Annotated in this window: 37 protein-coding genes; 1 reads left to right on the plus strand and 36 read right to left on the minus strand. The window is 26.5% G+C overall.

The annotated features are described in order from the left end of the window. Entirely contained in the window at positions 1-906 is a 906-nt protein-coding gene (menA, locus tag BGIGA_RS01800) for a 1,4-dihydroxy-2-naphthoate octaprenyltransferase (RefSeq protein WP_014726667.1), read from the minus strand. Next, entirely contained in the window at positions 903-1,727 is an 825-nt protein-coding gene (gene menB / locus BGIGA_RS01805; protein WP_014726668.1) for a 1,4-dihydroxy-2-naphthoyl-CoA synthase, read from the minus strand. The genes menA and menB overlap by 4 nt, the downstream gene beginning before the upstream one ends. Positions 1,728-1,792: 65 nt before the next feature. Here menB and BGIGA_RS01810 point away from each other — a divergent pair, with 65 nt between their 5' ends. After that, positions 1,793-2,203, plus strand: a complete 411-nt coding sequence (locus tag BGIGA_RS01810) for a hypothetical protein (protein WP_014726669.1) — start codon at positions 1,793-1,795, stop codon at positions 2,201-2,203. Here BGIGA_RS01810 and nhaD read toward each other — a convergent pair. The 34 genes from nhaD to map all read right to left on the minus strand — a co-directional run bounded on the left by nhaD (position 2,177) and on the right by map (position 22,136). Further along, a complete protein-coding gene (gene nhaD / locus BGIGA_RS01815; protein WP_014726670.1) occupies positions 2,177-3,448 on the minus strand; it encodes a sodium:proton antiporter NhaD in 1,272 nt (423 codons plus the stop codon). The genes BGIGA_RS01810 and nhaD overlap by 27 nt on opposite strands. Before the next feature lie 38 nt (positions 3,449-3,486). Next, positions 3,487-4,785: a phosphopyruvate hydratase gene (eno, locus tag BGIGA_RS01820; protein WP_014726671.1), complete on the minus strand. Its 1,299-nt coding sequence runs from the start codon at positions 4,783-4,785 to the stop codon at positions 3,487-3,489. Beyond that, the gene (rplQ, locus tag BGIGA_RS01825; RefSeq protein WP_014726672.1) at positions 4,772-5,233 is read right to left on the minus strand and encodes a 50S ribosomal protein L17; all 462 of its coding nucleotides are present in this window, start codon (positions 5,231-5,233) and stop codon (positions 4,772-4,774) included. Before rplQ ends, eno begins: the two co-directional genes overlap by 14 nt. Positions 5,234-5,255: 22 nt before the next feature. After that, a complete protein-coding gene (locus tag BGIGA_RS01830) occupies positions 5,256-6,254 on the minus strand; it encodes a DNA-directed RNA polymerase subunit alpha (protein ID WP_014726673.1) in 999 nt (332 codons plus the stop codon). Between the two features lie 27 nt (positions 6,255-6,281). Next, positions 6,282-6,890 carry a 30S ribosomal protein S4 gene (gene rpsD, locus BGIGA_RS01835; RefSeq protein ID WP_014726674.1) on the minus strand — a complete coding sequence of 203 codons (609 nt, stop codon included), beginning with the start codon at positions 6,888-6,890 and terminating at the stop codon, positions 6,282-6,284. A gap of 52 nt (positions 6,891-6,942) precedes the next feature. Continuing rightward, entirely contained in the window at positions 6,943-7,335 is a 393-nt protein-coding gene (rpsK, locus tag BGIGA_RS01840) for a 30S ribosomal protein S11 (RefSeq protein WP_014726675.1), read from the minus strand. A 3-nt stretch (positions 7,336-7,338) separates the two neighbouring features. Next, entirely contained in the window at positions 7,339-7,719 is a 381-nt protein-coding gene (rpsM, locus tag BGIGA_RS01845; RefSeq protein WP_014726676.1) for a 30S ribosomal protein S13, read from the minus strand. 8 nt (positions 7,720-7,727) lie between these two features. Further along, positions 7,728-7,844, minus strand: a complete 117-nt coding sequence (gene rpmJ / locus BGIGA_RS01850) for a 50S ribosomal protein L36 (RefSeq protein ID WP_014726677.1) — start codon at positions 7,842-7,844, stop codon at positions 7,728-7,730. 18 nt (positions 7,845-7,862) lie between these two features. Then, positions 7,863-8,078: a translation initiation factor IF-1 gene (infA, locus tag BGIGA_RS01855; protein ID WP_014726678.1), complete on the minus strand. Its 216-nt coding sequence runs from the start codon at positions 8,076-8,078 to the stop codon at positions 7,863-7,865. Between the two features lie 46 nt (positions 8,079-8,124). After that, on the minus strand, positions 8,125-9,507 hold the full coding sequence (gene secY, locus BGIGA_RS01860) for a preprotein translocase subunit SecY (protein ID WP_014726679.1): 1,383 nt from the start codon (positions 9,505-9,507) through the stop codon (positions 8,125-8,127). A 10-nt stretch (positions 9,508-9,517) separates the two neighbouring features. Beyond that, on the minus strand, positions 9,518-10,000 hold the full coding sequence (gene rplO, locus BGIGA_RS01865) for a 50S ribosomal protein L15 (protein ID WP_014726680.1): 483 nt from the start codon (positions 9,998-10,000) through the stop codon (positions 9,518-9,520). Further along, positions 9,993-10,502 carry a 30S ribosomal protein S5 gene (gene rpsE, locus BGIGA_RS01870; RefSeq protein ID WP_014726681.1) on the minus strand — a complete coding sequence of 170 codons (510 nt, stop codon included), beginning with the start codon at positions 10,500-10,502 and terminating at the stop codon, positions 9,993-9,995. Before rpsE ends, rplO begins: the two co-directional genes overlap by 8 nt. A gap of 8 nt (positions 10,503-10,510) precedes the next feature. Then, positions 10,511-10,837 carry a 50S ribosomal protein L18 gene (rplR, locus tag BGIGA_RS01875; RefSeq protein ID WP_014726682.1) on the minus strand — a complete coding sequence of 109 codons (327 nt, stop codon included), beginning with the start codon at positions 10,835-10,837 and terminating at the stop codon, positions 10,511-10,513. Positions 10,838-10,848: 11 nt separating this feature from the next. Further along, positions 10,849-11,397 (minus strand): 50S ribosomal protein L6, encoded by a 549-nt coding sequence (rplF, locus tag BGIGA_RS01880; RefSeq protein WP_014726683.1) that lies wholly within the window; start codon positions 11,395-11,397, stop codon positions 10,849-10,851. Positions 11,398-11,424: 27 nt separating this feature from the next. Continuing rightward, the gene (rpsH, locus tag BGIGA_RS01885) at positions 11,425-11,814 is read right to left on the minus strand and encodes a 30S ribosomal protein S8 (RefSeq protein ID WP_014726684.1); all 390 of its coding nucleotides are present in this window, start codon (positions 11,812-11,814) and stop codon (positions 11,425-11,427) included. Positions 11,815-11,830: 16 nt separating this feature from the next. After that, positions 11,831-12,100, minus strand: coding sequence for a 30S ribosomal protein S14 (gene rpsN / locus BGIGA_RS01890; RefSeq protein WP_014726685.1), 270 nt, complete (start codon positions 12,098-12,100; stop codon positions 11,831-11,833). 1 nt (position 12,101) lies between these two features. Next, positions 12,102-12,653 (minus strand): 50S ribosomal protein L5, encoded by a 552-nt coding sequence (gene rplE, locus BGIGA_RS01895; RefSeq protein ID WP_014726686.1) that lies wholly within the window; start codon positions 12,651-12,653, stop codon positions 12,102-12,104. Between the two features lie 2 nt (positions 12,654-12,655). Further along, positions 12,656-12,877, minus strand: coding sequence for a 50S ribosomal protein L24 (gene rplX, locus BGIGA_RS01900; protein WP_041178389.1), 222 nt, complete (start codon positions 12,875-12,877; stop codon positions 12,656-12,658). Between the two features lie 11 nt (positions 12,878-12,888). After that, a complete protein-coding gene (gene rplN, locus BGIGA_RS01905; protein ID WP_014726688.1) occupies positions 12,889-13,260 on the minus strand; it encodes a 50S ribosomal protein L14 in 372 nt (123 codons plus the stop codon). Then, entirely contained in the window at positions 13,260-13,544 is a 285-nt protein-coding gene (gene rpsQ / locus BGIGA_RS01910; RefSeq protein WP_014726689.1) for a 30S ribosomal protein S17, read from the minus strand. The genes rplN and rpsQ overlap by 1 nt, the downstream gene beginning before the upstream one ends. After that, positions 13,528-13,740, minus strand: a complete 213-nt coding sequence (rpmC, locus tag BGIGA_RS01915; RefSeq protein ID WP_014726690.1) for a 50S ribosomal protein L29 — start codon at positions 13,738-13,740, stop codon at positions 13,528-13,530. The genes rpsQ and rpmC overlap by 17 nt, the downstream gene beginning before the upstream one ends. Then, positions 13,737-14,156, minus strand: coding sequence for a 50S ribosomal protein L16 (gene rplP, locus BGIGA_RS01920; RefSeq protein ID WP_041178390.1), 420 nt, complete (start codon positions 14,154-14,156; stop codon positions 13,737-13,739). Before rplP ends, rpmC begins: the two co-directional genes overlap by 4 nt. A gap of 37 nt (positions 14,157-14,193) precedes the next feature. Continuing rightward, positions 14,194-14,898 (minus strand): 30S ribosomal protein S3, encoded by a 705-nt coding sequence (gene rpsC, locus BGIGA_RS01925; protein WP_014726692.1) that lies wholly within the window; start codon positions 14,896-14,898, stop codon positions 14,194-14,196. 16 nt (positions 14,899-14,914) lie between these two features. Continuing rightward, positions 14,915-15,277: a 50S ribosomal protein L22 gene (gene rplV, locus BGIGA_RS01930; protein WP_014726693.1), complete on the minus strand. Its 363-nt coding sequence runs from the start codon at positions 15,275-15,277 to the stop codon at positions 14,915-14,917. Between the two features lie 2 nt (positions 15,278-15,279). After that, the gene (gene rpsS, locus BGIGA_RS01935; protein ID WP_014726694.1) at positions 15,280-15,561 is read right to left on the minus strand and encodes a 30S ribosomal protein S19; all 282 of its coding nucleotides are present in this window, start codon (positions 15,559-15,561) and stop codon (positions 15,280-15,282) included. A 14-nt stretch (positions 15,562-15,575) separates the two neighbouring features. Beyond that, positions 15,576-16,400 (minus strand): 50S ribosomal protein L2, encoded by an 825-nt coding sequence (gene rplB, locus BGIGA_RS01940; protein ID WP_014726695.1) that lies wholly within the window; start codon positions 16,398-16,400, stop codon positions 15,576-15,578. Next, entirely contained in the window at positions 16,400-16,690 is a 291-nt protein-coding gene (locus tag BGIGA_RS01945; RefSeq protein ID WP_014726696.1) for a 50S ribosomal protein L23, read from the minus strand. The genes rplB and BGIGA_RS01945 overlap by 1 nt, the downstream gene beginning before the upstream one ends. A gap of 10 nt (positions 16,691-16,700) precedes the next feature. Further along, complete coding sequence (gene rplD / locus BGIGA_RS01950) at positions 16,701-17,330, minus strand: 50S ribosomal protein L4 (RefSeq protein ID WP_014726697.1); 630 nt, start codon at positions 17,328-17,330, stop codon at positions 16,701-16,703. Next, the gene (gene rplC, locus BGIGA_RS01955; RefSeq protein WP_014726698.1) at positions 17,321-17,953 is read right to left on the minus strand and encodes a 50S ribosomal protein L3; all 633 of its coding nucleotides are present in this window, start codon (positions 17,951-17,953) and stop codon (positions 17,321-17,323) included. Before rplC ends, rplD begins: the two co-directional genes overlap by 10 nt. Positions 17,954-17,958: 5 nt before the next feature. Then, on the minus strand, positions 17,959-18,264 hold the full coding sequence (gene rpsJ / locus BGIGA_RS01960) for a 30S ribosomal protein S10 (RefSeq protein ID WP_012840772.1): 306 nt from the start codon (positions 18,262-18,264) through the stop codon (positions 17,959-17,961). A 2-nt stretch (positions 18,265-18,266) separates the two neighbouring features. Continuing rightward, positions 18,267-20,366, minus strand: coding sequence for an elongation factor G (gene fusA, locus BGIGA_RS01965; protein ID WP_014726699.1), 2,100 nt, complete (start codon positions 20,364-20,366; stop codon positions 18,267-18,269). Positions 20,367-20,383: 17 nt separating this feature from the next. Then, positions 20,384-20,860: a 30S ribosomal protein S7 gene (gene rpsG, locus BGIGA_RS01970; protein WP_014726700.1), complete on the minus strand. Its 477-nt coding sequence runs from the start codon at positions 20,858-20,860 to the stop codon at positions 20,384-20,386. 7 nt (positions 20,861-20,867) lie between these two features. After that, on the minus strand, positions 20,868-21,245 hold the full coding sequence (rpsL, locus tag BGIGA_RS01975; protein WP_014726701.1) for a 30S ribosomal protein S12: 378 nt from the start codon (positions 21,243-21,245) through the stop codon (positions 20,868-20,870). A gap of 69 nt (positions 21,246-21,314) precedes the next feature. Continuing rightward, the gene (map, locus tag BGIGA_RS01980) at positions 21,315-22,136 is read right to left on the minus strand and encodes a type I methionyl aminopeptidase (RefSeq protein WP_014726702.1); all 822 of its coding nucleotides are present in this window, start codon (positions 22,134-22,136) and stop codon (positions 21,315-21,317) included. Positions 22,137-22,145: the final 9 nt, after the last annotated feature.

Here is a 22,145-nt window from a genome sequence, read left to right on the forward strand (position 1 = left end):
TTATAAAATAAAACCAATTCCTATACCAAGTTCATATAAAAAAGTGAGTATAACTAATTTTTTCAATTCAGAATTGAACAATTTTTTTTCTTTTATATAAATTATATTTTTAATGTGCAATATTAAAAATATAACAGTAAAAATAAAAAAAAACCATTGATAAACAGTTTTTTGATTCAAAAATATAAAATATGAACCTAAAAATATAGAAATCAATATAATAAATGCATGATATAATTTTGCATATTTTATGCCTAACCATACAGGTATAGTATATTTTCTATTTTCACAATCATTATTCAAATCTCTCATATTATTAATATTTAAAACTCCTACATTCAAAAATCCTATAGATAAAGAAAGAATAAATATATCAACACATAAAGTATAAGTATACAAAAAATAGCTTCCTTTTATTGAAAGAACACCAAAAAAAATCATAACAAATAGATCGCCCATTCCGATTTTATATCCATAAGGATTAGATCCAATGGAATATTTTATTGAACTATATATACATATAAAAATACCTATGAAATATAGAATAAAAATAAAAAAATTTTTCCATAAAATAGTTTTGCAAAACAATAATAATCCTGAAAAAAAAGATAATATAGAAAATATATAGATAGCTTTTTTCATTTCTGATAAAGAAATAAAACCACATTGAACTGTTCTTTTGGGGCCTACTCGTTTTAAATTATCTACTCCTGTTATACTATCTCCATAATCATTTGAAAAATTGGCTAATATTTGCAATAACAAAGCAGTAATAACACACAGAATATAAGCAGTAATACTTACATTTGTTCTAGATTTGGATATAAAAAAACTCAAAGTTACACCAGAAAAAGATAAAGGTAAAGTATAAATACGAGCTGCATAAATCCAATACTTTAATTTCATAAAAATTTTGTAAATTTTTTAAAATTTGGAGATCTTTTTTCTAAAAAAGCTTTTTTTCCTTCTTGAGATTCTTCCATTAAATAAAACATTAAAGTAGCATCTCCTGTCAACTGCATTAATCCATGTTGTCCATCCAACTCAGCGTTTAAACTACGTTTTATCATCCTTAAAGACATAGGACTTCTTTTTTGTATAATTCGACACCACTCTATGGTTTCTTTTTCCAATTCTTTTTTTTTTACAACTTTATTAATTAATCCCATTTCTAAAGCTTCTTTAGCAGTATATTTTTTACATAAAAACCACATTTCTCGTGTTTTTTTTTGTCCAATATGACGAGCTAAATATGAACATCCAAATCCTCCATCAAAAGACCCAACTTTTGGCCCAACTTGACTAAAAATAGCATTATCAGAAGCTATAGTTAAATCGCAAACAACATGCAAAACATGACCTCCTCCTACTGCATATCCATTAACCATAGCAATAACTGGTTTAGGGATTTCTCTTATTCTTTTATAAAAATCTAAAATATTTAATCTTGGAACTCCATCTTTATCTAAATACCCACCCATTCCTCTTGTGGTTTGATCTCCACCAGAACAAAAAGATTTATTTCCAGACCCAGTTATAATCAATACATCTATATCACTTCTATTGCTACATATATTTATAGCATCTATCATTTCATTAACTGTTTCTACACGAAATGCATTATGACACCATGGCCTATTAATCTCTATTTTAGAAATACCTTCTCCGAAAAAAAATAAAATATCTTCATATTTTTTAATAGGAGTCCAATCTATAGTATAATTCATAATATTAAAATTAAAAATTGATGTTTATTTTTACAAAATAACAAAAAAAGAGATTCTATTATGTTATGTTACGTAATATATTGTCTATATCTATAGGTGTTGTGATAAGTATTGTGGAGATACTTTGTTCTATAAAACTTGTAAAAAAATGGTTTGCAAAAATACAATTAATTCCATTAAAAAAATTCAAATATCTTTTGACTGAAGCTCCTACTGAATTTTTCATAATTTTAATTTTTTTTTATGCCTCTAGCGCTTTATTAGGAGGGATAATCACTGCATTTTTTACAAAGAATGCAAAAAAAGCTTATGCTATATTAACAGGTTTTATTTTATTTATTATTACCATATTTCATATGTTTTTTTATCCATTTCCATTATGGTTTAAAATAATGATATTACCTATTTTTTCCTTTTTTTCATATATAGGAGGAAATTTTATAGAATTTTTACAAAGAAAAAAATGGATAAATTAATAAATAAATAAAGCCAGATATATATCCGATTAAAGCAATCCAACTAATTTTTTTTAAATACCAAAAAAAATCAATCTTTTCCATGCTCATAGCTGCCACACCTGCAGCAGATCCTATAAGAAAAATGCTTCCTCCTGTTCCAGAAACATAAGCTATAAAATGCCATAAATCATGATTAATCGAATAAGAAAACATAGCTATGGTAGCAGCTACTAAAGGAACATTATCTATAATAGAAGAAATTAATCCAAATAAAAAAGTTGTAATTTTCCATGTATAAACAGTTTCATTTATCCAATGAGATAATCTATATAATTTTCCCATAGATTCCAGAGAGGAAACAGAAAGTAAAATACCCAAAAAAAATAAAACACTAGATATATCTATTTTTTTTAATGTATCATCTATAATAGATTTTGATTTATATTTCTTAGATGTTATAAGAAGTATAATTCCTAAAGAAAACATTATTCCCATGTATGGAGGAATTCCTATTATAGTTTTAAAAATTGGGACAAGTAACATTAGAAATAAACCTATTTTTAACATAAAAAAACCTCTATTTATCGAATCTCTTGAGAGATCATTTTTTTTGATTTGAATATTTCCATTAAAAATAGACATATAAGAAGCAATTAAAGTAGAAATAACCATACACAATATAGATGGTATAAATATTTTTTTTATAAGATAAATTGTAGTTACTTTATTAGAAATCCATAACATAGTTGTAGTTATATCTCCAATTGGAGACCAAACTCCTCCTGCATTAGCAGATATAATAACTAGTCCCAAATAATATAAACGATCTTTATAATTGTAAATTGTTTTTCTCAAAAGAGAAATCAAAACCATAGTAGCCGTAAGATTATCTATTATAGCAGATAATAAAAAAGAAACTATACTTATGATCCATAAAAATTTACGTTTTGTATTTTTACTTGTACAAAGTAATTCTTTTAAAGCTTCAAATCCAGAATATTTTTCAATGACAGCAATAATAGACATAGCTCCAATAAGAAAAAAAACAATTTCCGATGCTCTTCCCAGATGAAATAATAATAAATATTTAGGATTTTTTTTTATAATTAAATGTTGATCATACTCATAGACTGGAATATTAAAGTATATAATTAAAGACCAACAAATAGAAGCCATCAAAATAGATGTAATAACTTTATTTACAGAGAAAAAACTCTCAAGAGTAATTAATAAATATCCAAAGATAAAAATTAAAATTACCATTGATTATTGTATTGTTCTATTCTAATATTATTGATTATTTAATAATTCCATTTTGAATAAAATGAATTTTCTCCAAGAGCACTCTCAATACGTAATAATTGATTATATTTTGAAGTTCGTTCAGAACGACATAAAGAGCCTATTTTTATTTGTTCAATATTAAACGCAACAGAAAGATCAGAAATGAAAGAATCTTCAGTATCTCCAGAACGATGAGAAATAATATTTTTATACTTATTTTTTTTAGCTACATTTATTGTTTCAATCGTTTCTGTTAGTGTTCCCACTTGATTTACTTTAATTAAAATAGAGTTTGCTACTTTTTTTTCTATTCCTTTATTTAATCTATTTACTTGTGTAACGAAAAGATCATCTCCAACTAATTGAACTTTATCTCCTATCTCATGAGTTAACAATTTCCATCCTTCCCAATCATTTTGATCCATACCATCTTCAATAGATATAATTGGATATTTTTTGATTAAATAAGATAAATAATGAATATGTTCTTCTTTTGATTTTATCAAATCTTTTGTTTTTTTTCCTGATTTTTCAAATTTTGAATAATCATATTGATTATTTTCATAAAATTCAGATGCAGCACAATCTATAGCTATTGCTATTTGATCATAAGGTTCATAATTTGCCATATGTATAGCTTCTAGTATATGATCTAAAACATCTTCAATTCCATTTTTTGAATTAGGAGAAAAACCTCCTTCGTCACCTACATTTGTAGAAAACCCTTTTTCATTTAAAATGTTTTTTAATTGAAAAAATACTTTATGCGCCATTTGAATCGCTTCTCCAAAAGTGTTTGCTTTAACAGGAACTATCATAAATTCTTGAAAAACTATAGAAGAAGCATTTGAATGTTTTCCTCCATTTATAATATTTATCAAAGGAATAGGAAGAAAACAGGTATAGATTCCTCCTATATATTTATAAAGAGGAACGTTTAATTCATTAGAAGCGGCTTTCGCTGTTGCTAACGATATAGCTAAAATAGCATTAGATCCTAGTCTTTTTTTATTTTTTGTTCCATCTAATTCTAACATTAATTTATCGATGTAAATTTGATTTAAAACTGATTTTCCAATTAATTCAGGAGCAATAATCTCATTAACATTTTGAACCGCTTTTAAAACACCTTTTCCGAAAAAAATATTTTCTTTATTATCACGTAATTCAAAAGCTTCATTTTTTCCTTTTGATGCTCCAGATGGAACAGAAGCACGTCCTAATATATTATTTTCTGTTATTACATCTACTTCCACAGTAGGATTTCCTCTAGAATCTAATATTTGTCTAGCTTGAATACTTTTAATTTTTCTCATTGTTCACTTTTTTTTTATCTATTTTTCTCCTGCTATTACTCCGTCTTATCCGTCTTACAGATTTTACTTCTTTTTTAGAAGTATAAATCTCATTGAAATCCACTAGTTCTATGAGAGATAGAGGAGCTTGATCTCCAAAACGAAATCCAATCTTTATTATTCTAGTATATCCACCAGGACGTTTACGTACTTTTTCAAAAATATCTTTAAATAATTCTGACACTGCGGTCTTATCTTTTAAATACGAAAAAATATTTCTTCTGGAATGAATTGTATTAACTTTTGATTTTGTAATAATAGGTTCTATATATTTTCTTAAAGCTTTAGCTTTAGCTAAAGTAGTAAAAATTCTTTTCTTTTTTATAAGAGAAGTAGCCATATTGGAAAGAAGAGATTTACGATGTCCACATTTCCTTCCCAAAGGATTATTTTTATTTCTATGATTCATCGATTCATCAATAATTTAATCTTTATGATTCCTTCAATTTATATTCTTCTATATTCATTCCAAAATATAATCCTTTTTCCTTCATTTTTTTCTCTAATTCCTCTAGAGATTTCTTACCAAAATTTCTCATTTTTAACATATCATTTCTACCACAATTTACTAAATCTGCTATAGTAGTTATAGAAGCAAACTTTAAGCAATTTTTTGTACGAACAGATAAATCCATATCACTTAATTTTGATTTTAATAATGTTTGCATTCGCAAAAATTCTTCATTATATTTTTTATCCTTATTAGTTTTTTCTTGTTTTTTTTCACCTATTTTTTCTTGTGAAAAAATAGAAAAATACTTAATTAATATTTGAGAAGCCTCCATCAAAGCTGATTTTGGACTTATAGATCCATCTGTTTTAATTTCCAATGATAGATTTTCAAAATCAGTTTTTTGTCCTACACGACAATTTTCTATTGTGTATTTTACATTTTTAATAGGAGTATAGATAGAATCTATAGGGATTATTTCAATTGAATCATCATTATTTTTTTTATTTTCTTCTGCAGGAACATAACCTCTTCCTTCTTCAATTGTAAAACTTATTTCTAAAGGGATCAATTCATCTTTATTGCAAATAACTAAATCATCGTTTAAGATCTTAAATCCAGAAATAAATTTATTTAAAATTTTTCCTGTTACTTGTTTTCCATGATTTATATAAGCGTGAACTATTTCTTTACAAGTTCCTGATATTTTTTGTTTAAAACGGATTTTTTTGAAATTTAAAACAATTTCGGTAACATCTTCAAGAACTCCTTTTATAGTAGAAAATTCATATTTTACCCCTTTAATTCTAATAGAAGTAACTGCAAATCCTTTTAAAGAGCCCAATAAAACTCTTCTTAACGCATTTCCCAATGTAATCCCATATCCAGGTTCTAAAGGTTTCAAACAAAAAATACCTTTATTATCTGAAAATTCAGATATTGTAATTCTATCAGGTTTTACAAAATCTAGAATAGCCATTGATTTTACACTATTTTATTTATTTGATTATTTTGAATATAATTCAACAATTAATTGCTCTTTAATATTTTCAGGTATTTGTATTCTTTTTGGGATCATTCTAAATATACCAAACATATTTTTTTCATCTAAAACCAACCATTCTACTAATGGTCCTGTTTTTTTTTGTATAGAATTTAATATTACAGGATGTTTTTTAGATTTTTCTTTTATTTCTATTTTATCCCCTGGTTTTAATCTAAAAGATGGAATGTTTACCACTTTATTATTAACGATAATGTGTCTATGAGAAACAAGTTGACGAGCAGAAGATCGAGATGGTGAAAATTTTAATCTAAAAACTATGTTATCTAAACGACTTTCACATGCTTGTAATAATAATTCTCCAGTTATTCCTTTTTTTCTTGCAGCTTCAAAAAATAAACTCTCAAATTGTCGTTCCAATATTCCATAAGTATATCTTGCTTTCTGTTTTTCTATCAATTGAACAAAATATTCTGAACGTTTTCCTCTACGACGACTACTTCCATGTTGACCAGATGGATATTTCCTTCTATCGAAATATTTATCTTCACCATAAATACATTCTCCAAATCTTCTAGAAATTTTAGTTTTAGGTCCTATATATTTTGCCATAATTTTTTTATATTGATAATATTTGAATTAAAAAGAAATAGAATATTAAATATTAAACTCTTCTCCTCTTAGGGGGACGACAACCATTGTGTGGCAATGGAGTAATATCTTTAATTATTGTAACGACAATACCAGAATTACTTAATGCTCGTATAGCTGCATCTCTTCCTGCTCCAGGCCCTTTAATTTTAACTTCAACTTTTTTTATTCCAGCATTCAACCCTTCTTTTGCTACATTTTCTGCAACCATTTGAGCTGCATATGGGGTATTTTTTTTTGATCCTTTGAAATTCATTTTTCCAGCAGAAGACCATGCAATCACATCTCCTTTTTTGTTTGTTAAAGTTATAATAATATTATTAAAAGTAGCTTGAATATGAGCTTCTCCTATAGAATCTACTATTACTGATTTTTTTTTACTTTTACTTAATGATGGTTTTATCATATTTTATTTTGTAACTTTCTTTTTATTCGCTACAGTTTTCTTTTTTCCTTTTCTAGTTCTGCAATTATTTTTTGTTTTTTGTCCTCTTAATGGCAATCCTTTTCTATGTCTAGTTCCCACATAACAACCAATATCCATCAATCGTTTAATATTATATTGAATTTCAGATCTTAACTCTCCTTCAATTTTTATAAAATCAGATATATACTTTCTAATTTTACTAATCTCATCATCAGACCAATTTTCCACTTTTTTATTTTCGTCTATTCCAATAAAGTGAAGTATTTTTTTTGATAAACTTTTACCTATTCCATATAAATAAGTAAGACCAATAATCCCTCTCTTATATCTTGGAAGATCAACACCTGAAATTCTTACAGACATAAAATTTTTTAACCTTGTTTTTGTTTAAATCTTGGATTTTTTTTATTAATAATACGCAAACGCTTTTTTCTACTAACAATTTTACAATTATCCGTTCTTTTTTTTAAAGATGCTCTTACTTTCATAAAATAAAATTTTTAATATCAATATCTATAAGTTATTCTTCCTCTTTCCAAATCATAAGAGGACATTTCTAATCTAACTTTATCTCCTGGTAATATTTTTATATAATGCATTCTCATTTTACCCGATATATGAGCTTTAACAATACATCCATTTTCCAATTCTACACGAAACATTGCATTTGGAGATGATTCAATAATTGTTCCATCAACCTCAATATGCTTTTGTTTAGCCATATACAGCAAATAATTTTATATGCATTATAATATACATAAAATATTATTATCTAGCATATCTTCTATTACGATATTTTATCATCATTAATTCATCATAATGATAGTTTAACAAATGTATATTTACTTGTTGTGAAATATCTAAAATAACTCCTACTACGATTAATAATGAAGTACCTCCATAAAATAATGCAAAATTTTGATTAAAACCCATACGAAAAACTATAGATGGTAATATTGCTATTATTGCTAACAAAACCGCTCCAGGTAATGTGATTGTTGATAAAATATGATCTATATATTCAGCTGTTTCTTTTCCAGGTTTAATTCTAGGTATATGTCCCCCATTTCTTTTCAAATCATCAGCCATTTGATTTACTGGAATCGCAATAGCGGTATAAAAAAAAGTAAAAACTATAACTAGTACAAAAATTGTCAAATTATACCATATTCCATAAATATCTTGAAAAAGATGAAAAAAATTTTTAATTTTTATATTTTTTACATAATCATAAAATGTTAATGGAAACAACATAATAGCTTGAGAAAATATGATAGGCATAACTCCAGCAGATGTCATTTTTAATGGAATATACTGATGTTTTTTATGAATTAATTGAGAATCTAATCCTAAAGATTTATAATGAGAAACGTACTGTACTGGAATTTTTCTAATTGCTTGAATAATTATAACAGAAAATAAAATAACTAATAACCACAACAAAAATTCAAAAAACAAAACTATTAATCCTCCATTACCAGTTTCCAGTTTACTAAAAATTTCTTTACTTATAGCATCTGGAAAACGTGCTATTATTCCAGACATTATGATTAGGGAAATTCCATTTCCTATTCCTTTATCTGTTATTTTATCTCCTAACCACATAGTAAATAAAGTACCAGAAGTTAAAATCATTATTCCTATAATCCAAAAAAGACTTTTTCCATAAAAAGTATCTAAATCAATTAAATAAGTGCTTTTAGAAGAATGAAAAGGAATAAATTGTTGAGTTAAAGAAATAAGATATACTGGAGCTTGAATTAAACAGATACCTATAGTTAACCATCTGGTAATGAAACTAATTTGTCTTCTTCCACTTTCTCCATCCCTTTGTAATCTTTGTAAATAAGGAATAATTATACACATTAATTGTATTATAATAGACGCAGATATATAAGGCATAATTCCTAAAGCTAAAATTGATGCGCGATTAAAAGCTCCTCCCGTAAAAGAGGATAAAATTTGCATTAATCCCTTAGATCCTAAATTAAATTTTTCTATAAAATCACTTATTCCCAAAGGATTAATACCTGGAATAGGAATATATGCTCCAAAACGATATACCAATAATAAACCTAAAGTTGTTATTATTTTTTTTCGTAATTCTTTTACATTCCAAATGTTATAAAGAGTTATTATAAAATTATTCATAATAATTTTTTCATATAAATACAGTCTCTCCTCCTACTTTTTTTATAGAGGATAAAGCTTTTTTGCTAAATTTATATGCATATATCTTCAATGGACTATATAGCTTTCCTCTTCCTAAAATTTTTACAAAATCATTTTTTCTAGATAAATTATTTTTTATAAAAAATTCTTTGTCGATAACATTTTTTTCTTTGAAATCATGTATTTTATTAATACGATTTTGAATTGTATCTAAATTAATTCCAACAATTTTTTTACCAAAAATATTTCTTCTAAATCCAAATTTAGGAATTCTTCTTTGAAATGGCATTTGTCCTCCTTCAAATCCTTTTTTTTTAGAAAAACCAGATCTAGATTTAGCTCCTTTATGCCCTCTTCCACAAGTTCTTCCCTTTCCTGAACCTTGTCCTCTACCTAATCTTAATTTTTTTCTTTTAGCTCCATTGTTTGGATGTAAATTACTAATATTCAAAAAAAAATTCTTATTATCCATTATACACTTTTTTTGTAGTAATTCCTCTTTGTTTTGCTATAATATGAACATCTCTCATTTTACTTAATGCTTTTATAGTAGCTTTTATAATATTATGATGATTAGAAGATCCTTTAGATTTTGATAAAACATTTCTTAATCCTGCAGCCTCTAAAACAGCTCTTAAAGGTCCTCCAGCAATTATTCCTGTTCCATCAGAAGCTGGTTTAATAAGAATACGCGCACCTCCATATTTAGCCTCTTGTTCATGAGGAATTGTTCCATTGGATATACATACTTTACATAGGTTTCTTTTTGCTTGTTCTCCAGCTTTGTGAATAGCATCAGGAGCTTCTTTAGATTTTCCAAAACCATAACCAACAATTCCATTTTCATTTCCTTTAATAACAATAGCACTAAAACTAAAATATCTTCTTCCTTTAGTAACCTTACATACTCTTGTAACTCCAACTAATTTTTCTTTCAATTCTAATCCTATATATTTTATTTTTTTTTCAGACATATTTTAATTTAAAATTCTAATCCAACTTCTCTAATTCCATTAGCTAAAGATTTTATTCTACCATGATACAAATATTTTCCTTTATCAAAAACTAATTTTTTTATTTTTAATTTTTTTGCTCTGTTTCCCAATAATTTTCCTACTTCATTAGCTAATTCTGTTTTATTTTTTTTTTTATATTTTTGAAATTCTTTTTCTATAGAAGAAGATGTTACTAAGGTTTTTCCAGATAAATCATCTATTATTTGTGCATATATTTCTTTATTACTTCTAAAGACAGAAATTCTGGGTCTTTCTGGATAACCAAAAACTTTTTTTGATTTTTTATTTTTCATTTTAAAATCGTTTAAGCAGATTTTCCTGCTTTTCTTCTAACTTCTTCTCCAAAATATCTTATTCCTTTTCCTTTATAAGGTTCTGGCGCTCTAAAAGATCTAATTTTAGCCGCTATTATACCTAATAATTGTTTATTATTAGATTTTAAAATAAGAATAGTATTCTTTCCTTTTTCAGATTGTATCTCTATCTTAACTTCTTTAGGAAGTTGCATCATAATATTATGAGAAAAACCTAAATTCAAATCTAAAATTTCACCATTATAAAAAGAAGCTCTATATCCAACTCCTACTAACTCTAATTTTTTCTGAAATCCTTTTGTCACTCCTATAATCATATTTTTAATTAAAACATGATATAATCCATGTAAAGATTTAGATTTTTTATCTTCTTTATTTCTAATAATCAATAACTGATTATTATTCAAATTTAATTGAAATTCTTTAAAATTTTTTTGACTTAAACTTCCCAAAGATCCTTCTACTAATATTTCTTCATTAAAAATTTTTATACTTACATCTTTAGGAATAAAGATAGGTTTCTTTCCAATTCTAGACATTTAAATTTAATTATTTGATTTTACCGATCAATATACATAACATAATATTTCTCCTCCTATTTTTTGTTTTATTGCCTGTTTATCTGTAATAATTCCATTAGAAGTGGATATAATAGCAATCCCTAATCCATTTAACACTCTAGGTATATTTTTATATTTACAATATTTTCTTAATCCTGGTTTACTAATTCTAATAATCTTTTTAATAACAGAAGTTTTTTCTTTATAATATTTTAAAGCTATTTTAATTATTTTTTTACTTTTTTCTACTTCTATTTTATAATCTGAAATATATCCATTTTCTAATAAAACACGAATAATTTCTTTTTTTATTTTAGAAGATGGAATTTCAAGAATTTTATGTTTTGCTAAACTTGAATTTCGAATTCTAGTTAAAAAATCAGCGATTACATCCATATATCTGCATTTTTCGTTACCAACTTGCTTTTTTTACTCCAGGAATAAGGCCTTGAGAAACTAAATTTCTAAAAACAATACGAGAAACTCCAAATTTACGCATGTACCCTCTACATCTTCCCGTAATAGAACATCTATTTCTTAAACGAACTGGAGAAGCATCTCTAGGTAATTTTTGTAATAATTCATAATTTCTCGCTTTTTTTAAAGCTTTTCTTTTATTTGCATATTTTAAAACCATTTTTTCTCTTTTTCTTTGTCTTGCTTTAACAGATTCTTTAGCCATTTTATTTTTTTTTAAAAGGAATTCCAAATAAAAATAAAAGACTTTTAGCTTCTTCATTTTTTTTCGCAGAAGTAACAAATGTAATATTCATACCTATATTTTTTTTTATTTTATCAATATTTATTTCAGGATAAATTAACTGTTCTACAATGCCCATATTATAATTTCCATGACTATCAAAACTACTTTTTTTTACCCCATTAAAATCTCTTACTCTAGGTAAAGAAACAACTATAAGCCTTTCCAAAAACTCATACATTTTTATTCTTCTCAAAGTTACTTTGACTCCTATTGGCATTCCTTTTCTAAGCTTGAATCCTGATTCATCATGTTTAGAATAACAAAGAATAGCTTTTTGTCCTGTAATGTCTGTTATTTCATTCATAGAACAATCTATTATTTTTTTGTCTAAAACAGATGAACCTACTCCTTGATGAATCACTATTTTTTTTAATTTGGGAACTTCCATAATAGAACTATATCCAAATTTTTCCATCAAATTTGGAACTATTTTTTCTTTGTAAAGCTTTTGTAATTTTGATTGATAAATCATTTTTATTTAATTTTTTTCAAATTAGATAAATGTATAGGTGCTTCTTTTTCAATAATTCCGCCTTTAGGTTTTTTTGGAGTAGGTTTAGTATGTCTTTTTATCATATTTACTCCACGTACAATAGCTTTATTTTTTTTAGAAAAAACTTTAACAATTTCCCCTTCAACTCCCTTATGATTTCCTGATAAAATCAAAACCTTGTCCTCTTTTTTTATTTTTTTCATAAAAATATTTTTCATAAAACTTCTTGTGCCAAAGAAATAATTTTCATGTATTCTTTTTCTCTAAGTTCTCTTGCTACTGGACCAAAAACTCTTGTTCCCATTATTTCTCCAGATGGATTAATTAACACACAAGCATTATCATCAAAACTTATATATGATCCATCTTTTCTTCTAGTTCTATTTTTTGTTCTAATTACTACAGCTTTACAAACTTGTCCTTTTTTAACTGTACTTCCTTTAGAAGTCGCTATTTTTACAGTGACCACTATAGTATCCCCTAATGAAGCATACCTTTTTTTAGTCCCACCTAAAACTCTAATAATTAAAACTTCTTTAGCACCTGTGTTATCTGACACTTTACATCTAGATTCTTGTTGTAACATTATATATTAGACTTTTTCAATATAGTAACAAGTCTCCAACATTTTCTTTTACTTATAGGACGCATTTCCATAATACTTACTTTATCTCCATTCTTAGATATATTTTTCTCATCATGAACCATATATTTTTTATTTTTAGTAATACTTTTTCCATAATATTTATGTTTCATTTTTTTCATTTCAGATACAACAATAGTCTTACTCATTTTGTCACTAATAACTATTCCTTGTCTTTGTTTTCGAATATTTCGAATTTTTTTTTTTGATTTATATTCTTCTATCATCAATTTTTTTATTATACTCAGTTTTTAATTTAGCAATATTTCTTCTAATAAATCTAATTTCCATAGGATTTTTGAGTATTTTAATATGATGACGAAATTTCAAATTTTGATAATTTTTTTGATTTTTATCAATTTGTTTTATCAAATCATGAACAGACAAATTTTTTATATTTATATCTGAATTATTTACATTCATAATTTTATTTCATTAGAAAAAATGAATTTCATTTTTATAGGAAGTTTTTGAGCTGCTAATCTTAGAGCTTCTTTCGCAACATCTATCTCTACTCCATCCACTTCAAATAAAATTCTTCCAGGTTTAACTACGGATACCCAAAATTCAACAGGACCTTTTCCTTTTCCCATACGTACCTCTTGTGGTTTTTTTGTAGCGGGTTTATCTGGAAAAATATTAATCCATAATTGTCCTTCTCTTTTCATATATCTCGTAGCAGCAACTCTTGCCGCTTCTAATTGTCTAGAAGTAATCCAAGCTTTTTCTAAAGCTTTAATTCCATACAAACCTCTAGAAAGAATAGTTCCTTTTTTAGCTTTTCCACGAATTCTTCCTTTTTGTTTTTTTTTATATTTTGTTCTTTTTGGTTGCAACATATGATAAAAAAATTGATATAAATAAGTATATAAAAATTTATTTATTTTTTTTTCTGTTAAAATGATAAGATTTATATCCTCTTTGTTTTTTTTGAATTTCCAATAATGGAGATAATTCTCTTTTTCCATATATTTCCCCTTTCATTATCCACACTTTAATTCCTATACTTCCATAAACAGTATGAGCAACTGCCATATGATAATCAACATCAGCACGAAAAGTTCCAAGAGAAATCCTTCCTTCTTTGTAAATTTCACATCTTGCCATTTCTGATCCATTCAATCTTCCAGAAATCTGAATTCTTATTCCTTGAGCATTCATTCTAATAGCAGAAAGAATAGATAATTTAATTGCTTTTTTATAAGAAATACGATTTTCTAATTGTCTAACTAAACCTTTAGCAACCAATGGAGCATCTAATTCAGGACGTTTAACTTCAGAAATATTAATTTGAACTTCTTTCTTTGTAAGTTTTTTCAATTCTTTTCTCACTGTATCTACTTCATCTCCTCTTTTTCCTATAACAAGTGCAGGTCTTGATGTTCGAATAGTAATCGTTATAAATTTTAAAGTTCTCTCTATAAAAATACGAGAAACAATTCCTTTTGGAAATCTTGCTTCTATATATCTTCTTACTTTAAAATCTTCTTGTATTCTATCTCTATAATTGTTACACCAACTTGATTGCCATCCTGTTATAATTCCCAAACGATTGACAATTGGATTTGTTTTTTGTCCCATAAAAATTATATTTTATCTATTTTTGACCTAAAACAACTATAATATTACTTGATCTTTTTCTAATTCTATGTCCTCTACCCTGAGGAACAGGCCGCAACCTTTTTAAGGTTTTACCTTGATTTACTCTAATTTCTTTTATATATAAAAATTTTTCATTTTCAGATTGATCATTTTTTTTTTTCCAGTTAGACAATAAGGAAAGAAGTAATTTTTTAAAAATAAAAGAAACTTTTCTTTTTTGACTGTAAGTCAATAAATCTATAGCATTCTGTATTTCCTTATTTCTAATTAAATTTGCTATCAATCTCATTTTTCTAGGAGAATTTCTGACTCCATTCAAAGAAGCTGAAACTGCACTACTACTAGTTTCTTGTTTCATGTTTATTTTGTTTTTAATTTTCCTTTAGATCCAACATGTCCTCTAAAATTACGAGTGGGAGCAAATTCTCCAAGTTTATGACCTATCATGTTTTCTGTAATATGTACATTAATAAATTGTTTACCATTATGAACAGAAAAAGTTTGTCCAACAAAATCTGGTAAAATAGTAGTAGGTCTAGACCAAGTTTTAATTACATTTTTTTTATCTAGTTTTATATTTTTTAATACTTTTTTGTGTAATTGTTGAGAAACATATGGTCCTTTTTTCAAAGATCTTCCCATAATTAAATAAAATTTTATTTTTTTCTTCTTTGCAAAATATATCTATCAGAATATCGTTTTTTATCACGAGTTCTAAATCCTTTGGAAGGATTCCCTTTTCTATCTCTAGGAATTCCTCCAGAAGCCTTTCCTTCTCCACCTCCCATTGGATGATCTACAGGATTCATAGCTACACCTCGTGTTCTTGGTCTTCGTCCTAAATGTCTATTTTTCCCTGCTTTACCATATGTTTCTAACTGATGATCAATATTCGAAACAATTCCAATAGTAGCCATACAAGTAATCATCATCATTCTAATTTCTCCAGAAGGAAGTTTAATCGTTGCATATTTATCATCTTTTGCGGATAATTGTGCAAAAGACCCTGCACTTCTAGCTATTTTAGCACCTTGTCCTGGTTTAAGTTCTATACAAGATATATTAGTTCCCAAAGGGATATCACTTAAAAAAGTAGAATTTCCTATATTAAAAGGTATATTTTTTCCAGAAATCACTTTTTGTCCTACTTTTAATCCTTCCATTGCTAGAATATATCTTTTTTCTCCATCCTCATAATGAAGTAAAGATATAAAAGAAGATCGATTAGGATCATATTCTATAGATTTTATAATAGCAGGAATCCCAAATTTTTTTCTTTTGAAATCTATTGTTCGATATTTTCTTTTATGTCCACCTCCAAAATAACGCATAGTCATGCGACCTACATTATTTCTACCTCCAGATTTACTCTTTCCTTTTACTAAAGTTTTTTCAGGATCAGAATTTGTAAGTTGATCAAACCCATTCACAATTTTAAAACGTTGACCAGGTGTTATCGGTTTCAATTTTTTTATTGACATTAAATTTTTTTTTCGTTTAAAAAATTAATTTTTTGGTTTTCATGAAATTGAACAATTGCTTTTTTTATTTTATTACTTCTTCCATAAATAAATCCTTTTTTAGTATATTTAGATTTATTTTTTCTAGGAGAGATCATTGTTTTAATATTTTTTACAGAAAATCCAAATAATTTTGTGATCTCTTTTTCAATTTGAATTTTATTACAATTTATATTCACAGAAAAAATATAACGATTGCATTTTTCTTCTTTATAAGATTTTTCTGTAACAAAAGGTTTTACTAAAATCATTGTATTTATATTATATAGATAGAAATTTATATATTTTTTTTATGGAATTTTCAGAAAAAATAATATATGGAAAATTTATCAGTGAAAAACAATCTAATTCATTTATATTTAATAATTTAAAATTTTTCAAATTTCTAGAAGACAAATATAAATTTTTATTTATTTCTCCAATGATCATCAATGATTTCTTATTTTTTAATTTTAAAAATTTTAATAAATTCAAAATAAATTTAGTTTTTGGAACGTTTAATTGAAAATTTTCTATAATCAAAACTTTATTCTGTATTAATTTTTGTTCTATAATAAATTTTCGTACTATATTTTTAGTACGTTTATTTAATTTTGTCAAATATTTTCTTGGTTTAGGTCCAAAAACTCTACCACCACCTCTAAAAATGGGATTTTTTATATCTCCTTTTCTAGAACCTCCAGTTCCTTTTTGTCTATGTAATTTTCTGGTACTTCCAGATAATTCTCCTCTTTCTTTAGACTTGTGTGTTCCTTGACGTTGAGCCGATAAATATCTTTTAATTTCTAAATATATAGAATGATTATAAGATTTTTTAAAAAAAATCTTATCGTTAAATTCAATTTTTTTATTGGTATAATTACCTTTTATATCTAAAATTTTTAATTCCATTCTTTTTTTTGAATCATTAAATATGAATTTTTGTTTCCTGGAACTGAACCTTTTAAAATCATGATATTATGATCAAAATCGATTTTCAATATTTTTAAATTTTTAATAGTTACACTTTTTTTTCCCATTCTACCAGCCATTTTTTTCCCTTTGAAAACACGAGATGGATCAGACCCCGCCCCTATTGAACCTGGAGCTCTTAAACGATTATGTTGTCCATGAGTTCTTTCTCCTACTCCTGAAAAATTATGTCTTTTAACTACACCTTGAAAACCTTTTCCTTTAGAAATTCCTTTTACATGAACTAATTCATTTTCTTTAAAAAAATTAATATTGATCGAACTTCCCAAAACAAAATTAGAACCCTGATTTATTCTAAATTCTAACAATTTCTTTTTCGGAGTCAATCCAACTTTTTTAAAATGATAGAATAAAGACCTATTAGTTTTCTTAATTTTCTTATCATCTATTCCTAATTGAATAGAAGAATAACCATCATTTTCTACTGTTTTTATCTGAACAATATAACAAGGGCCTACTTTCACAATAGTGCATGGAACGTTTTCTCCATTTTTCAGAAAAATACTAGTCATTCCCATATTTTTTCCTATTAAACCAGACATATTAATCACACTTTTATCTCTGCTTCCACTCCGCTTGGTAATTCCAATTTCATTAGTGCATCTACTGTTTTAGATGAAGCATTATGAATTTGTAAAAGTCTTTTATGTGTAGGAAGAAAAAATTGTTCACGAGACTTTTTATTTACATGAGGAGATCGTAACACCGTAAATATTTTTTTTTCAGTAGGTAAAGGAACTGGTCCGTTCAATACAACTCCTGTGGGAAGCACAGAATTTACAATTCTTTCGGCCGATTTGTCTAATAAATTATAATCATAAGATTTTAATTTAATTTTTATATCATGACCCATAGTTATTTTTTATTTCTATTTTTATTTTCTATATTGTTTATTACATTTTCAGGAACTATTTCATAATGAGAAAATTCCATAACAGAGGTTCCTCTACCAGAAGAAAGTGTTCGCAATACTGTAACATATCCAAACATTTCTGATAAAGGGATTAAAGCTTGAATTACTTTTATATTCTTTTTGCTATTCATATTTTGTACAATTCCTCTTCTACGATTTAAGTCTCCTATTATATCTCCCAGACTTTCTTCTGGAATTAAAACTTCTAATTTCATAATTGGTTCTAACAAAACAGGTTTAGCTTTTTTAGCTGCTTCTCTAAAACCTAATTTACTTGCTATCTCAAAAGATAGTTGATCAGAATCAACAGAATGATAAGAACCATCTAATATAGTAACTTTAGCACTATCTATTTCATATCCAGATAAAGGTCCATTTTTCATCATTTCTCTAAATCCTTTTTCTATAGAAGAAATATATTCTTTTGGAATATTTCCTCCTTTTATTTTATTAATAAAAACTAAACCAGATTTACCTATGTTCCCGGGTTCTAATCTGAATAATATATCCGCATATTTACCTCTACCTCCTGTTTGTTTTTTATAAATTTCTCTATGCTCTACTAAATCTGTTAAAGCTTCTTTATATTCTACTTGAGGTTTCCCTTGATTAACTTCAACTTTAAATTCTCGCTTCATTCTGTCAACAATTACTTCTAAATGAAGTTCTCCCATCCCTGAAATAATAGTTTGACCTGTATAATTATCTGTTCTTACCTGAAAAGTAGGATCTTCTTCCATTAATTTTGATAAAGCTAAACTCATTTTATCTATATCCGATTTATATTTAGGTTCAATTGCTAAACCTATTACTGGTTCAGGAAACAATATTTTTTCCAATAATATTGGATATTTTTCATCACACAAAGTATCACCTGTTTTAATATCTTTAAAACCGACCACAGCCGCTATATCTCCAGCTCCAATTTTATCTACCGGATTTTGTTTATTTGCATGCATTTGATATATTCTAGAAATACGTTCTTTATTTCCAGATCTAGCATTAAAACTATAAGAACCTGATTCTATTTTACCAGAATAAACTCTAAAAAAAGCTAAACGACCAACAAAAGGATCACTTGCTATTTTAAAAGCTAAAGCAGAAAAAGGTTCATTTTCGTTAGGTTTTCTTTTTTCTTTTTTTTGGGTTATAGGATTGATCCCAACTATATCTTTAACCTCAAGAGGAGAAGGTAAATATTTACATATAGCATCCAACATAGCTTGAACTCCTTTATTTTTAAAAGATGAACCGCATAAAATAGGAATTACTTTCATTTTTATTGTATTTTCTCGCAAAGAGAGAATAATATCTTCTTGTGATATAGAGGAAAAATTTCCATACAAAAATTTTTCCATGATATCATCGTCATATTCAGATAACGTTTCAATAAGTTTATTATGAAAATTATAAGCCATATTTTTCATATTATCCGGAATAGGAATTTTTTGATATGTCATTCCATAATCTTTATCATCCCATATAATAGCCTGATTAGTGATTAAATCGACAACTCCTTGAAAATTATCTCCAATACCAATAGGTATTTGCAGAGGAATTGGATGAGCGCCTAAAATTTTTTGTATTTGAGAACAAACATTAAAAAAATCGGCACCCTGACGATCCATCTTATTTACAAAAGCAATTCTAGGAATTGCATATTTATCTGCTTGTCTCCATACTGTTTCAGATTGAGGTTCTACTCCATCTACTGCACTAAATAAAACAACCATTCCATCCAAAATTCTCATAGATCTTTCTACTTCTACAGTAAAATCTACATGCCCTGGAGTATCTATAATATTAATTTGATATTTTTTATTATTGTATACCCATTCACAACATGTAGCAGCAGAAGTAATAGTAATTCCACGTTCTTGTTCTTGTTTCATCCAATCCATAGTTGCTGCCCCATCATGAACTTCTCCAATTTTATGATTAATACCTGTGTAAAATAAAATTCTTTCTGTAGTAGTAGTCTTTCCTGCATCAATATGTGCTGCAATTCCTATATTTCTTGTATACTTCAAATCTTTTTCCATAAAAAAAACATAAATAACTAAAATCTAAAATGGGAAAAAGCTTTATTAGCTTCTGCCATTTTATGAATATTTTCTTTTCTTTTTACAGCTTCTCCTTGTTCTTGGAAAGCATCCCATGTTTCATATGCTAATTTATGAGCCATTGTTTTTTCATTTCTAATAGAAGCACAAGATATTAACAATTTCATTGCTTTTGTTATTTTACTATTAGATGTAATAGGAACAGGAACTTGAATGTTAGATCCTCCCATACGACGACTTCTAACTTCTACATGAGGCATTACATTTTTCAATCCTTCTTTCCATATTTCCAACGCAGATTTTTCTTCTTTTTCTTTAATAACATCTATTTTTTCCATAGCATTATAAAATATATTATAAGCTATATTTTTCTTTCCATTTTTCATTAAATGATTAACAAAACGCGTCACTAAAGGATCCTGAAATTTAGGATCAGGAAAATATAATTTTTCTTTTTTTTTTACTTTTCTCATTAATAATTTAACCTTTTTTATCTACTTTAGCTCCATATTTGCTTCTGCTTTTTTTTCTTCCGTGAACTCCAGCCGTATCTCTAGCTCCCCGTACTATTTTATATTTTACTCCTGGTAAATCCTTTACTCTACCTCCTTTAACTAATACAATTGAATGCTCCTGAAGATTGTGTCCTTCTCCTGTTATATAACTAATAACTTCTCTTCCATTCGTAAAACGAACACGAGCTACTTTCCGCATTGCAGAATTGGGTTTTTTTGGTGTAGTTGTATAAACTCTAGTACATACACCTCTTTTTTGAGGACAAAACTCCAAAGCTACAGATTTTCGTTTTTTAGAAACAGAAGTTCGTCCTTTTCTAATTAATTGTTGTATAGTAGGCATATCCTATATTTAGAATGCAAATTATGCTATTTAACAATAAATTACAAAACTTATAAAAAATAAATTAAATTAAGGATTATCAATATTAATTCTTTTATTTTGAAAAAAATCTTCTTCTAATGATTTAATATTAAGTTCGTTGTAAATATAACTAAAAGTCGAGAGTAAACAAGGATATCCATCTACAATAGCAATGTTATGTTCATAATGAGATGAAATTTTATTATCTAAGGTAGTTATCGTCCACCCATCTTTATGAAAAACAATTTCAGATGAACCCATATTCACCATTGGTTCTATAGAAAGAACTAATCCTTCTTTTAATTTAATCCCTTTTCCTTTTTTTCCATAATTTGGAATTTTAGGATCTTCATGCATATTTTTCCCAAGTCCGTGTCCCACAAGATCTTTTACTACATTATAACCACTTTTTTCAACATAAGATTGTATAGAATAACCTATATCTCCAATTCTATTTCCATATTTACAATTAGATATTCCAATGTAAAGAGATTTTTTAGAACAATCCAAAAATTTTTTTGTATCATAAGATACTTTTCCAACTTCAAAAGTGTAAGCATGTTCCCCATAAAATCCATTCATATAAACTCCACAATCTATAGATAAGATATCTCCATTACATAATGGATTTTGATTAGGAATACCATGTACAATTTGATGATTTGGAGAAACGCACAAAGTATTTGGAAAATCATATAATCCTAGAAAAGCTGGTTGACCACCATGATCACGAATAAAATTTTCTGCAAGTTTATCCAAATAAAGAGTATTTACTCCTGGTTTTACTTCTTTAGCTAACATTCCTAATGTCTTGGATGCTAAAAAAGCACTCTTTTTGATTAATGTTATTTCTTCAATAGTTTTCACCATTATCAAAAT

The organism is Blattabacterium sp. (Blaberus giganteus), assembly GCF_000262715.1.
In the GTDB taxonomy this organism is placed as follows: domain Bacteria; phylum Bacteroidota; class Bacteroidia; order Flavobacteriales; family Blattabacteriaceae; genus Blattabacterium.